General features: G+C 38.8%; 10 protein-coding genes. All 10 read left to right on the top strand.

All coding sequences use genetic code 11. From position 1 onward, the window contains the following. The 10 genes from IPM56_01095 (at nucleotide 1) to IPM56_01050 (ending at nucleotide 14,776) form a co-directional block, all read left to right on the top strand. Nucleotides 1–858 carry a hypothetical protein gene (locus tag IPM56_01095; GenBank protein QQS36579.1) on the top strand — a complete coding sequence of 286 codons (858 nt, stop codon included), beginning with the start codon at nucleotides 1–3 and terminating at the stop codon, nucleotides 856–858. 16 nt (nucleotides 859–874) lie between these two features. Continuing rightward, nucleotides 875–1,726 carry a hypothetical protein gene (locus IPM56_01090; GenBank protein ID QQS36578.1) on the top strand — a complete coding sequence of 284 codons (852 nt, stop codon included), beginning with the start codon at nucleotides 875–877 and terminating at the stop codon, nucleotides 1,724–1,726. Between the two features lie 48 nt (nucleotides 1,727–1,774). Beyond that, a complete protein-coding gene (locus IPM56_01085; GenBank protein QQS36577.1) occupies nucleotides 1,775–2,356 on the top strand; it encodes a DcrB-related protein in 582 nt (193 codons plus the stop codon). A gap of 13 nt (nucleotides 2,357–2,369) precedes the next feature. After that, the gene (locus tag IPM56_01080) at nucleotides 2,370–3,866 is read left to right on the top strand and encodes an FHA domain-containing protein (GenBank protein ID QQS36576.1); all 1,497 of its coding nucleotides are present in this window, start codon (nucleotides 2,370–2,372) and stop codon (nucleotides 3,864–3,866) included. An 18-nt stretch (nucleotides 3,867–3,884) separates the two neighbouring features. Beyond that, entirely contained in the window at nucleotides 3,885–5,741 is a 1,857-nt protein-coding gene (locus IPM56_01075; protein ID QQS36575.1) for a Stp1/IreP family PP2C-type Ser/Thr phosphatase, read from the top strand. Between the two features lie 45 nt (nucleotides 5,742–5,786). After that, entirely contained in the window at nucleotides 5,787–7,505 is a 1,719-nt protein-coding gene (locus IPM56_01070) for a serine/threonine protein kinase (GenBank protein QQS36574.1), read from the top strand. A gap of 107 nt (nucleotides 7,506–7,612) precedes the next feature. Next, nucleotides 7,613–8,644 (top strand): hypothetical protein, encoded by a 1,032-nt coding sequence (locus IPM56_01065; GenBank protein QQS36573.1) that lies wholly within the window; start codon nucleotides 7,613–7,615, stop codon nucleotides 8,642–8,644. Nucleotides 8,645–8,689: 45 nt separating this feature from the next. Further along, on the top strand, nucleotides 8,690–10,015 hold the full coding sequence (locus IPM56_01060; protein QQS36572.1) for a hypothetical protein: 1,326 nt from the start codon (nucleotides 8,690–8,692) through the stop codon (nucleotides 10,013–10,015). Between the two features lie 36 nt (nucleotides 10,016–10,051). After that, a complete protein-coding gene (locus IPM56_01055) occupies nucleotides 10,052–11,146 on the top strand; it encodes a hypothetical protein (protein ID QQS36571.1) in 1,095 nt (364 codons plus the stop codon). A gap of 42 nt (nucleotides 11,147–11,188) precedes the next feature. After that, a complete protein-coding gene (locus tag IPM56_01050; GenBank protein QQS36570.1) occupies nucleotides 11,189–14,776 on the top strand; it encodes a choice-of-anchor D domain-containing protein in 3,588 nt (1,195 codons plus the stop codon). The last annotated feature ends 76 nt before the right edge of the window (nucleotides 14,777–14,852 follow it).

Raw genomic sequence — 14,852 nt, 5'->3', positions numbered from 1 at the left:
ATGCCCTGCGCTACTCCAGCTCACAGAAGATGTGCATACGGTTCTGAAGGATGGACCGATCCTGAAAGCAGACTATTCAATTCCTATAACAGAAATGTGAGAAGGCTGGATAGAGAAAACGACACAACAACACTCGTTATCAGGAATGATATTGTAAGTTTCCGTTTGCGCTGTAATCATCCCGACAGACCTAATGATGTTGGCGGAGCTTTTCTACCCGAGTCATTTTATTTTTCACACTATAACTTTGTACCTGTTGGATCAACCTACGTTGTTGATAATGGTGAATGTGCACTGGTTCGCGGGGAAATAACCAATCCTGTATCCTATGATCAGAGAAAAAGAAAAGTTCTGGACGCGCTCGATAGTCTGCCGGCAAGTCAACCTATGAGAGTTGTAGCGTTTTTTTGTCATGGCTGGCAAACAGGATTTCAATTCGGATTTAAAACCAATACTTCAGTGGAATACCAGAGTTCTACATACGGAGATTGTGCGGCACTTGCTGAAGCAATAGCACGCATAGCTACCCCGGACGTTAAAGTTGTTTTATATGCATGTTCAACCGGTGCAACCGATGATGGATTTGCTGCAACACTCCGGGATGAATTAGCTACGCGTCGTCCTAACTGCCGGGTCGATGCTCATAAAACTTTAGGTCATTCAACAAAAAATCCTTTTGTTAACAGATTCGAAGCTCCCGCCGGAACACCCGGTCAGATGATTGTACCAACAGATCACAGGCTGTGGGGTAAATGGAGACGTGTGTTGAACAATCCTTTTGATGAAGGCAGTACATTGTTGTGGAAATTTTCGCAGATGAGTACTACTGAAATTCACGAGCACCTTGATTCACTTTAATAATTTTTTTTAGAAAATGCCTGCTCTTAATATTTACTATTTTGTAATTAAACCTCTTCAGATAAATGTTGCAACAGGCGGGTCGGGAACTATTATAGAAGCACCGGGAATGAGTTCACCTGTCGTTCAAAGTATTTTTACAGATTTCAGATCCAACCTGATTGACCTTATGAATCAGGCTAAAGCACATATTCCGCACGCACCATCAAGAACAAGTACAACAATTAATGTGACTGAAATCCCGGCTGCTGCGGACAATCCTACAAGACCTGATTTTTCCGGTTTAAGCATAAATATAGGCGACCCTGTTGTTTACTTCACAGCACGCGAAATGAGTGAAAGACCTGCAGACCCGCTTGACAGGAGACCGGAGTACGCAATGCTCGAAGCAATCCGTAATGCCCGTGTTCAGGAATTTCCTGAAAGCTGGGTTCGTGATCAGAGGGAGGTTTTAAGAAGCGCAGGTGAGCACAGCGGTTTATCTTTACCGGGGATCAGTGGTACATCTTTTCCTGTTATCGCTTGTGCATTCAGCAATGCAAGACAAAATTTTGAAGCTACTAACTGGCGTGATTTGCTGGCAAGGAATCTTGCAACTGCAGCATTTCATGAGATTGCACATTGTAAAGCAGAAACCGATAATCGACCTGATAACCCCAGATGGAGTGATGCGAGAAGCGACAGCATTCATTCTGAATCCGGAGTAAGTATACTGGCAAGTAACGGAGTCGGAAGAACACCAACTCCCGATGATTTTGAATTGATGGGAGCGCACATGCTTTGTCCGATTATTTTTTACAGGCTTGATGATAACATTGATGATCAGTGTTTCAGCAATGGAAGAATCGCTACACTGACCCCCAGATAGAAACGATAAATAAAATTCACAGAGTCATCATTATAAAGATAGTGACAAATGAAAATCCCCGATTATTATCGCCAGTTCCAAAATCAGCCTGAACAAAAAAAGGAAGAGGAGAAAAAACCTGAATCGAAACAAACTCCTCCTGCTGTAGAGGCTAAAAAGGAACAACCTAAACCGCAGCCTAAACCGGAAGATAAAACTGTTGTATTCCAGGGTAACGGTTTTACAATTAATCAGCTCCAGGACTGGGAAGACAAAACAATCTATACTCTTACAGGACCTGTTACAGACGGCATCAAACATAATGTTATTCTAACGGTTGAACAGGATGTTCCGTTTGATACCCTAAAAGAATATGCGGATTACCAGATAAAAACTCTTGAGCAGGAATTAAAAGGTTGTTCCCTGCTTAAACAAGGTGATACAAAATTATTTGACGGTACTGAAGCCTACGAAGCAATTTTCAAATGGTATCCGCTTAATGATTTTAAAATATACCAGCATCAGATATATGTGCTGCATGAAAAAACAGGTTTTAAATTAACCGCTTCATTTACTAAAAAAACGAGACAAACAATCGGACCGCAGGTAGAGCGAATGATGTTATCATTCAAACCGGCTCCGGCAAAATGATTTTAATCCAGAAATGAAAAACACTCAACTTTCCTCCTCTCAAAACTCGGATAATAAAATTGTCAAAGTAAAAATTGAAAGAGGAGATTCCGCACAAAAAGAGTATTTCTTCAGTTCAACTTTCTCCATTGGCCGCTCGGATGATTGTTCAATAAAAATTGAGCACGGTGTTGTAAGCAGGGTTCATCTTGAAGTTGTATTTGATAATCAGTCGTGGTGGCTTGTTGATAAGCACAGCAGTAACGGGACTTTTATTAATGGAAAAAAGATTGAGAAAGAGGAATTAAAAGATGCTTCAACCGTTGCGCTTGGCACAGACGGACCAATCCTTCATTTTACATTTGAACAGTCCACCCAACCGGTAAAAGAAGAACCTGTTCCTGTTCAGCAAAAAGATGATCCATCATTAACAAGATATATCAAACATTACTTTGATGAATCTGGTGATGACAGCAATGCAGGCGAACATACCAAACTAATGCGTGAAGCATTTAAGGTTGTTAAGAAAAAACAAACTACCCGTTACAAAAAATATTTAATAATAGTAGGTGTTATTGCTGTACTGTTCGGGGCTTATGCAATTTATCAGCAGCTAAAAGAGAATAAACAGAAAGATCTTGCAGAGAATATTTTTTATGATATGAAAACTCTCGACCTGGAGATTTCTGTTCTGAAAGAAAAACTTGCAAGCACCGGCGACCCGGAAATAATTAAAGCACTTGAAAAGTTTGATGAACGCCGTCAGCAGTTAAGAAAAAATTATGAACAGTTAGTGGCTGACCTTGGAATCTATAATCTTTCAGAAGACGAAAAAATAATTGTTCACATAGCAAGGTTATTCGGTGAATGTGAATTAACAATCCCGAAAGCATTCATCGATGAAGTAAAAATTTATATCAATAAATGGAAACAAAGTAAACGGCTTATTAACGCACTTACCCGGGCTAAAGAAAACGGTTATGTTCCCGTGGTTGTCAGTTACTTTGCACGTGAACAACTTCCACCTCAATTCTTTTTTCTTGCTTTGCAGGAAAGTGATTTCAGAGAACAGATAGTAGGACCATCAACAAGATACGGATACGCTAAAGGAATATGGCAGTTTATTCCGCAGACTGCACAGAGATATGGATTGAAGATAGGACCTTTATCACATCAGCAGGTTTATGACCCCGGCGATGAAAGATTTAATTTTCCAAAAGCTACAAGTGCCGCAGCTCAGTACATAAAGTATATTTATAACACAGATGCTCAGGCTTCCGGATTGCTTGTAATGGCATCATACAATTGGGGTGAAAGGAATATTATTAACCTCATCCGTACTATGCCTGAAAATCCACGCGACAGAAATTTCTGGAACTTATTGATCAAGTACAGAGAAAAAATTCCTGATGAAACTTACAACTACGTCTTCTATATATTTTCTGCTGCTGTGATTTGTGAAAACCCGAAAATTTTTGGTTTCGATTTTGAAAATCCTTTAAAAGAAGCTCTACAGATTTTAGACAAATAATAAACAATTATAATCGACATGTCTTCATCAAGCAGTTCACAACTATTTTTAAAATTTGCCGGCAATACTGACATCGGTTTGGTTAGAACCGAAAATCAGGATAGTTTAGGAAAGTACCCTGATACTGATCTTGACCTTTACACTGCTAAAGGTCAGTTGTTCATCGTAGCAGATGGAATGGGCGGACACACCGGCGGAAAACTCGCGAGCAGTCTTGCTGTCGAGACAGTAATTAATGATTACTCACAAAATTATTCCTCCTTACCTGCAGATGCACTGAAGCAGGCGATTGAAACTGCAAATGATACAATTTTCAAAAAAGCCCAGGGCTCAACAGAATATAACAGGATGGGAACTACTTTCGTCAGTCTTTTATTGAAAGAAGATTCCGGTATTATAGGACACGTGGGTGATTCAAGAATTTATAAAATTGAGAATGGGCAGATAACACAGTTAACTGAAGATCACACCAAAGTAAATGAAATGCTGAGAGAAGGTATTCTCACTCCACAGGAAGCAGAAAATTATCCTTCAAAATCAGTACTCGCACGTGCACTTGGAGTAATTGAAAAAGTTAAAGTCGATATCATAAAGGATATCCACTTAAAAGCCGGACAAACCTTTGTTCTTTGTACTGATGGGCTTGCTAAGGTGAGCAAAGAAGAGATTCTTGAAATTATAAAAAGTAGTTCTCCCGATGATGCCTGTTCAACGCTTATCAATCTTGCAAATGAAAGAGGCGGCAAGGACAATGTAACTGTGCAGATAGTATCCGTTGGTGAAACTTCGCAGCCTGTTACAACTGAATACTCTAAAGAAAAGCTTGAAAAGAAAAGCAGTAAAACTCCCCTTCTTTTCTTTTTGGCAGTGCTGCTGCTTGCCGCAGGATTCTTTTTGAAGGACAGTGTCACTAAACTTTTCAGTTCTGAGTCCAATCCTAGTTCTGATACTACCAGCGTGATTATAAACCCGGTCGATCCGGAACTTGCTAATCTCAATAAAGGGGAAGATGAACTTCTCGCGCTTGCCGATAAAACATTTAAATCAGGAAAAATTGATAACGCGTTGATCATCTATCAGAAAATTCTGAGTGATGAACCTATGCATCTTGCTGCTCTAAAGGGATTAAATAAAATCGCCGAATCTTATCTTCACGACGCCGAAAAATTCAGGGAAAAGAAAAATTTTGTTGAGGCATTACGTTTATATTATAAAGTGGCGGAACTTCAGCCCGAGAATGAAAAAATATTTAACCTGATAAGAATATGTGAACACCAGATCATGTACGGATCCGTACCTGAGGTTGAAAATCAAGCTGAGAATAATGTTCAAACTACTATTCCGCCAAAAGAAGTCGTTCCCATTTTTACAACAACAAAGTTCGTATCGAATGAATGGAACTTTAACGGATTAAATCTTAACCATTTTGAAATGACAAATTCCGGAATTGCATTTGCCAGCAGTGCAATTGATAAAATTATTTCTCTCAATCAAAAACTGAATGATATAGTTGTCTCATCTGACATAAGAATTTTTTCAGCGCCCGATGAATCACGAATCGGGATTGTTTGCGACAGGGACGAGGATTCATACCTGCTATTCTGCGTTAACAATAAAAACAAACTTGTATTGCTAAAAGTCTCAGGTGAAAATGAAGAAGAAGTTGAATCATTTTCTGTTTCGCAAATAGAGAATGATGCATATAAAATAAAAATCCAGTGTTCCGGTCAGCAGATAAACCTTTATTCCAATGATAAGCAGATAGGACAGTGGAAATCACCTGATAAACTTTCAGGAGAAGTAGGTTTTTTCTCGGGTAAATATGTGTCAGCCAGAATTTCAAACATTATTATATCCGGTAAGAAAAAACAGTAATTCAAAAAAATAATACGAAGTAACACAATCAAATTATAGTTTAATATGGACCCGTTAATCGGACAAATAATTGACAACTACAAGATAATCGAAGTCATTGGACGCGGCGGCATGGGTGTTGTTTTTAAAGCAATGGATATGAACCTTGAAAAAATTGTCGCTCTAAAAATGATCGATCCTTTTCTTGCCAGGGATTCAAACTTCCTGAACAGGTTTAAGACTGAAGCAAAAGCTCTCGCTAAACTTGAGAACAGGAATATAGTTGCAGTATATGCTTTGCGCGAAACTCCTGTCGGTTTATTTATGGTGATGGAATATGTGCACGGTCTGACAGTATCAGAACAGATGCGTGAGAGCGGGAAGTATTCTGCTAAAGAAACTATAGCAATTACAAACCAGCTTTTAAATGCAATCAATCACGCACACGCTGTAGGTGTTATCCATCGTGATATAAAGCCAAATAATATTTTGCTCTGTGAAGATGGTACCGTAAAAGTGATGGACTTCGGACTTGCAAAAGTTGCACAGGAACATAGTTCGCAGGCAACAGCAACTCATGCAGCAGCAGGTACACTTTATTATATGTCACCTGAGCAGATCAAAGGTTTAAAAAATGTTGATACAAGGAGTGATATTTATTCAATTGGCATGAGTGTTTACGAAATGCTTGCCGGTAGAGTTCCTTTTGATAAATCCGAATCCGAATACGAAATACAAAAGCAGATCATTGAGGGCAAGATACCTCCCCCGATACGATTCAACCCGCTCATCCCCAAGCAGCTTAACCGATTTGTAATGAAAGCAATTGATAAAGATGCTGATAAAAGATATCAAACTGTTTCTGAAATGATAAAGGATCTTTCATCAATTGTTCCTGAAGAAAGTTCGGATGAAGAGAAAACCCGATTAGTACTTGATAATACTTCTATAAAGCAGTACACGGAAGAAAAATCAAAAAAGAAAAATATTTATATCTGGATAAGCTCAGCAGCGGCAGTTTGTATTGTTGTCGTTTCACTTTTTCTGTTATTAAATAGTGAAGAAGTTAAACCGGAACCGCCTAAAGAAAAGAAACAACTGCAGGGTTCATTTGAAACAGTTCCTCCTAATCTTTTTATAACTTCAAACCCCGTTGGCGCAAATGTTATTTTGAATGATGAGAATGTGGGTGTTACTCCTTTCTTCAGAGATTCATTAAAAACTGAAACTTATAAAGTCAGCCTGTCTTTAGCTGGATATGAAAAATGGTCGGATGCTAATTACACATTAAAACCTGGTGCGAATACAATCGACATCCGCCTGAAACCAATTATAGAAAGAGGCAGCGGAGTACTTCTGCTTAAAACAGAAAACGGCGGAACCATCACCGTCAATAATAAAAAACAAACTGTTGATAATAATGGAAGCGTAAGGGTTCAGGTTCCAACCGGTACACATAATATTGAATTCAGTCACCCGGTCTATGGATCAAAAAAATCAACAATAAAAATTGACAGCGATCAGTCTAAAGAACTTACCTGTTACTTCAGACAGCGTATTAATATCCAATCACTTAATAAGAACGGAGATGCCTTCTGGGGTACTATTTATATTAACAATGTAAATACCGGTAAAACAACTCCGGGTGATACATTGCTTGGACCCGGCACGTATAATATTACGGTAAAAAAAGCCGGCTACAAAACAACCGAAACAGATCAGGTCGTAAAGATTTCTCCGTCATTTGAATTCAGGCCCCGTTCAATGGTTTTTCATCTTGAGTAATAAAAAGCTAAATTGAATTACTCAACGCAGCAGTCTATTACTTTTACTTTTTCTATTCCATCGTAATTAATACTTTCAGTTTTTAACAATAACAGGAGGATTGAGAAATGATTCCTATCACATTTAAACAGAAAAACATTTTTAAAATGTTCGTTTCTGTTGCATTGATTATTTTTTCGCTGGTATTGTTTTCAGGCAGCGCATTACTTGATGATCCAAAATCAAAACTTGCTGATGCTGAAAAATACTATAATGCCGCGCAGTTCGATGATGCTATAAACATACTCGTTGAACTTTCAAATGACAACACAATCGATAAAGAAATCCAGAAAGATGCATTAAGGTTCTTAGGCAGAGCATACACCGCTAAGGGTCTTTATGAGAACGCAAAAGATGCAATTACAAAACTGCTAAAATTAGAACCACCTATGGTTGTTTTCAATCCGGATTATGAACCGCCTGTATTTATGAAACTTTATTATGAATCCAGAAAAAATATTACAGGCTCATATACACTTGAACGTGAAGATCCGGGAATGAAAAATCTGGCAGTAATTGATTTCAAGAATCGTTCAATAACCGAGCGTGAGCAATATGATCCGATGGAAAAAGGATTTGCTGATCTTCTTATTAACAGATTGAATAATTCAACCAACCTGAGAGTAGTTGAACGAGAAAGAATTCAATGGATACTTGATGAAATAAAACTTCAGAATGAATATGAGATGGAAGGTGCTGTAAGGCTTGGCAAGCAGCTTGGGGTTCAATCCGTTTTAATGGGAAGTTTTATCGTTACAGGTGATGAGATCTGGCTTGGTGCGAGATTAGTTAAAGTAGAAACAAGTGAAATTCTATTAACTGATGAAATACGGGGTGACCTCGAAGAGTTCTTTGACCTTGTTGATCAACTGAGTAATAAAATTTCAGAGAAAATTAATGTAACACTAAATGATCTGACTCCAGAACAGGAAGCAAATGCGCCTTCACTCGATGCTATAATGTCTTATTCAATCGGACTAAGTTATCTTGAAAAAGAAGATTACAAAATGGCATTCGAAAAATTCCAGGAAGCGCTCAGATATGACCCCGGTTACGAAAAAGCAAAATTAAAAGCACAAAGCATTGCGCCGCTTCAGTAAAATGAAGCAGTGCTTACCTTTTTATTTTTTATAAAGGTGATTGAATTGAAATTATTAATAAAATATTCGGTTAATGCTGCACTTGTTTTTCTCCTATTAAATTTAGCAGCCTGCTCTTCAGGATCGTTAATGGATGATCCTGAATATTACAGGCAGCAGGCTGTTGAATGGGAACAAAAACTTAAAGAAGATCCAAATGATTTTGAAACGCGGAAAAATCTTTGCATCTACTATGTGCAGACAAAAGATACTGAACAAGCAGGAAGACATCTTACCAAAGCTATTCAGCAGCAGCCCGGGGATCCCGCAATAAATTTTTATTACGGATTGAACCTTGAACTGCTGAACAAACCTGAAGAATCTTTAGAGTACTACAGGAAATATAACAGCTACCCTGAAGACAACCCGTTCCGAGACATGATGGAAGGACGACTGTTATGGCTGAATAAAAACCAGGCATACACAGAAACTAAATCTCTGTTTGAACAGGAAGCTAACTTATCGGTGCTGGATGTTTCCGACAGTACAATTGCAGTCTTTCCATTGATCTACCAGGGAATTGATACAACATTTGTTCCTTTAAGCAGAGGTTTCAGTGAGATGGTTAGTATCGATCTGGCGAAGGTAAAACAATTCCGTGTGCTTGAACGAATCAGAATTCAGGCTGTGCTTGATGAAATCAAATTCTCCCAATCAACATTGGTTGATCAATCAACTGCTCCGCGCGCAGGAAAAATCCTTAAAGCCGGAACTATAGTTTCAGGCGATTATGATGTAACCAAGAATGGCTACTTCAGAATAAATCTCGGCTCGTGGGATTCCCAGACAAGTATGAGGAAATCATGGGTTAATAAATCCGGTACGCTGGACGATTTCTTCCGTCTGCAGAAAGAAGTTGTGTTCGCCTTTTTAAAAGCGAATGGTATTGAACTTACCAAAACTGAAATGGAAGCTATATCATTTATACCTACCCAGAATCTGCAAGCTTTCCTTTTATATTCACGCGGGTTACTGCAGGAAGACGCAGGCAATTTCCGTCAGGCTGAAACATTTTTTAATGATGCAATATCAATTGATCCTCAGTTCAATGCGGCTCAGAGTAAAATGCAGATGAATCAAAAACTCAGCAGCAGCGGCGGCACTAAAGAGCAGGTAGTTACAACTTTACAGGGATCTGAGCCAACAGTGCAATCTGAATCGAACCAGCTTGTAACCAACCGCGCATCAAATCTCGGGAATAATATTACATCCAATTTTATACAGGGTGTTGATAACAGGAATGCCGCGCCTGAAGAACCTTTCGTTGAGCGTGGTGCATTGCCTCCTCCCCCGCCACCCCCGCCCGGCGGTGCCGGACTGAGAGGACGTTAATAAATTTCTGAACTGTTTTCAGAAGAGGGTTTTACTATGAAAAATATTTTGTTAAAGTTAATTATCACTGTATTTATTTTTGCCGGTGTTTCGGCTGCACAAAATCTGCAGAACGAAATAAAAAGTTTTTCACTTAATATTCTGCCGGTTTATGAAAGCTGGTCAATGAAAGACAGCACGAGCTTTTCCGAATTCACGAGTAATTTAAATGGTACGTTTTACTTTACACCAAGTACAAGCGCATCATTCAGCTCGCAATACGCAACCGTTGGCGGCGATCTTAATAAACTTAGCGGATTATCAGATGTTCAACTGATGATAAGTCATTTCTTCAAAAATAAAGTTGTTGGGATTCAGGCTGGAGTAAATATCCCCAGTGGAAAAACCAAATTGAGTTATGAAGAATTTTTAACTGCCCGTGTTATAAGCCAGAACCTGTTTGCACTTAACACACCGAATTTCGGACAGGGTCTAAATGCATTTTTAGGACTGACATGGACACAGCCTTTATCAGATGTGTTTGTAATAGGCGCGGGAGTTTCGTATCAGTTAAAAAATGAATACCAGCCTTTAAAAGATTTACCTGATAAATACAATCCGGCAGATGAATTTTCTGCTACTGCCGGTTTTGATGTAAGCGTGAGTAAAAATGCAGGCATAACAGGTGACGTTACCGGAATATTTTATGGTAGTGATGAACTTGACGGGAAAAAAGTATTTAAATCCGGTAACAGGTTGATCACGAATCTTATGTACAAACAATACTTTGAGCACAATGTACTTTCTGTCAATGTGATTTACAGGCATATCTCGGTAGATGAAATAGAAGGTTCCGGCCCGGTGCTGGATGAAGAAAAAATTAATCCAAGTCAGTTTTATTCGGGAATTTCTTTTCATCACAGGATATCCCAAACTGTTAATATGAACTACGGAATTTTCCTATTGCTATATGAAAAAACTTCACTCTACTTCTCCGGTTATACAGTATATGGAATCCGTTTGGCTCCTGAATTTTCAATTGCAAAAAATATCAGCCTTCCCCTGTTCTTCAGATTTGCACTTGGCAGTCACAGCGAAAATCTGGGACTTACCAACTACCAGGTTGGCGGAGGTTTAAAATTTAATTTCTGATTCAGATCATCGTTCAGATAACCACATAAAAATGGTGACGAAATGAAAAAGGTAAGAACATTTTTAAATAAATATTTTTTAACACTGATATGTATCGCTGCTGCCGCGCAGTCTCCGGTATCATATTCACAGACTGAACCGGCATTCTCATGGGTTAAGAATATCGGCGGTTTAGGTTATGACCGTATTGCCGATGTGGCAAGTGATAATAATGGTAACATAATTATCATCGGATCATTTGAGAGCACACTTGCTATCGGCTCAACAAACCTGGTTTCAACAGGTGGCGCGGATATCTTTCTTGCAAAGTTTGATACTGGCGGAAACCCTTTGTGGGCTGTGCAGGCTGGAGGAGCGGAATATGATGAAGGCTTGTCACTTGATATAGATGGTAACGGTGACATTGTTGTGGCAGGTTTATTTTCAGGCAGCGCATCTTTCGGATCAAACATACTTACTTCACGCGGCGGCTATGATATCTTCATCTGTAAATATTCCGAATCAGGAACCGTACAATGGGTTGACCGCGCAGGGGGTGCCGGTTATGAGTATGTAGGTCAGTTAACAACCGATAATCTTAATAATATTTTGTTTACCGGTGAGTATGAACAATCCGCTTTCTTTGATACCATTTCAGTACCCGGCGGACAGGTAGCTAGTATTTTCCTGGCTAAATATAATTCGACGGGTGATGCTCAATGGGTAAGAACAGGCATTTCAAACTTGTATTACCCCTATTCATACGGGATTGCCACAAGCAGTACTAATGATGTCTATATAACAGGTTCATTTCAACTGTCGATAAATTTTTCTGGAACAATTTTAACCGGTCAGGATGGTGCCGACATTTTCATCAATAAGTACAGCACTAATGGTGATCTGCTCTGGGCAATTCCTGCTACAGGCTTAAGCTTTAATGATCAGGGCAGGGATATTTTAGTGGATAAAAATGATGATGTCTATGTGACCGGTTCATTTGGTCAGACTGTAAACTTTGGAACGTTTTCTCTTACAAGCTCAGGACAGACCGATGCTTTTATTGTAAAGCTTAGATCTGATGGCGATCCTGTCTGGGCTATCAGAGATGGTCAAGGACTGTTAGATAATGTCGGTGAATCAATTGTTTTAGATAATGCCGGAAATATTACAGTCGCATCTTCAATCTCCCAGGTTTTACTTGAAGGTGAAGTGGATGATATTTATTTAACACGCTATGATAAGAACGGCGCAAAACTATGGGGTTTTGTCTGCGGAGGGCCGAACAGTGATTCGCCGGAAAAGTTAGCTGTTGATAATAACGGAGATATTGTTTTTACAGGATACTTTTATGACAATGCTACTTTCAGCGGAACACCTTTGCTAAGCAACGGACAATATGATGGCGTACTTGGAAAACTTCCTTCTCCTGAATTAGTAATAGAAAATACGACCGTCGATTTCGATACGGTGGCTGTAGGTTCAAGTAATAATCTAAACGTACCTTTGATGAATCAGACAAATGCCACATTGCATGTCTTCAGCGGAATACTAAGAGGAACTGATTCGTTATCTTTTTCATTTGGTCAGATTCCCGGCACAATAGGACCATTGCAGACATACCAGTTATCTGTTAATTTTTCTCCTCTTTCAACAGGAACAAAATCAGCCTATATTATTTTTGAAAGCGATTCACCTGGAAGTCCGGATACACTTTTTCTGACCGGTACAGCAGGTTCAACTTCATTAATGATCTCAACAAGTCTGCTGGATTTTGGCACCGTAGATACTGATAATTTTACAGACAGGCAGTTAACTATCACTAACACAGGCACCGAACCAGTCGCAGTTTTGTTGCCATTAATCATCGGCTTAAATCAATCAGAGTTTTCAATTTTAAATGTCAGTGAATTTCCTGATACATTAGTTCAATCAGAAGTTAAAAATGTTCAGTTAAGATTTTCACCCACAAGTTCAGGAACTAAATCTGCGCAGATGCAGATATTGAGCAACGCACCAAGCAGCCCTGATGTCGTTGATCTTCAAGGCATTGCTGTAACTGGTATTACTGTTGAGGTACCTGCCGCGCCGATGCTTGGACAAAATGTATTAATGAATGTTGTTCCACCCGCAGGTTTTCAACCTACATCCGGAGAAATTTTCTACAGGGTTGCCGGCGAACTTGCTTACAATAATTCACCTCTTACTTTACAGGGAACAAATTATCTTGCAGATATCCCGCCTCAGTTTGTAACGATAAAAGGACTTCAGTTTTATATTATATTCACTGACGGAAGCACCACGGTAACATACCCTACAACGAATCCACAAGTTCAGCCTGCGGTTCTTGAAGTTTCAGTTCCTTTATTCCCGTTTGCGCTGACAATTCCAAATTCGGTTTACAGAATGGTTTCTGTTCCGCTTCAGGTTGCTGATCCGGGAATACTTTCTGTATTCAGTGATGATTTTGGACAGTATGATTCAACCGTCTGGAGAATATTCAGGTGGCAGTCTTTGTTAAATGAGTACGCGGAGTTTCCAGATATGCCTGATCAGATAACACCCGGAAAGGCATTCTGGCTGATTCACAGTGAAGGAAGAACTTTTGATGTAGACAATGCTGTCTCTATGGAATCGCTTAATGATTTTATGATTACATTAGCTCCAAATAGCTGGACTCAAATCGGTAACCCGTTTGCATTTATTATAGACTGGGCAAGTCTGCTTGATACATTAAGCCTCCCATTGTACAGCTGGAATCCGGATTCTCTCGACTATGAAATGAATTTGAATTATCTCGATCCCTGGGAAGGATATTTTGTAAGAAATAATTATTCACAGTCTGTTACGATTGCAATTCCCCCCATAAGAGCTATCATAGATAAAAAAAATCCGGGGAATACTACTTTCGCAAATGGAGAGTTTCTCATAAAAATTAATTCTGGTATCGATGGGATAAAATATAAAGACAACCAGAACTATGTCGGGATGATAAACGATCAGAATAATCCTCATTCACAAAAACTTCTTGAACCCCCTCCGATTACAAATGACATAAGATTAAGTATAATTGAGAATAATAAACGCTATGCACAAAATACTGTCGGGGTTAATCCGGATGGAGCGGTCTGGATGTTAACTTTAAACACATCGCATCTGAACAAAGATGTTGTATTAAATTTCGAAGAGTTGAGTTCTTTACCTGATGGATTTGAAATTTATTTATTTGATATGGACAGAGAGATTTCAATCCCGACTTATAATAACACAGCAACACTGAAACTGACGAAAGCAAATGCCAAAAACCTGAAGTTGATAATCGGAACAGCGGAATTCGCAAAAGAAAATTCAGGTAATATTCCATTAACTCCGGTTGATTTTATACTGAATCAGAATTACCCTAATCCGTTCAACCCTTCAACATCAATTTCGTATTCACTAAGGGAAAGAAGTGTTGTAACAATTGAGATATTCGATCTCTTAGGAAGAAAAATAAAAACAATATTAAATTCTGAATCACAAAGTTCAGGGAATCATATTGTTTACTGGAACGGACTTAATGAAAGCGGTGAGAATGTTTCAAGCGGAGTTTATCTTTACAGGCTGAAGGCAAACGAGTTCATCAACACTAAAAAAATGATGCTGATAAAATAATTTTCAAAAAATAAAATTTATCAAAAGGCGATTTGTATTAAATCGCCTTTTTTGTAGAATCAAGTCACTTCATTAA

The sequence above is a fragment of the Ignavibacteriales bacterium genome (genome assembly GCA_016700155.1).
Classification (GTDB): Bacteria; Bacteroidota; Ignavibacteria; order Ignavibacteriales; family Ignavibacteriaceae.
This window is presented reverse-complemented; position numbering and strand designations above follow the sequence as displayed.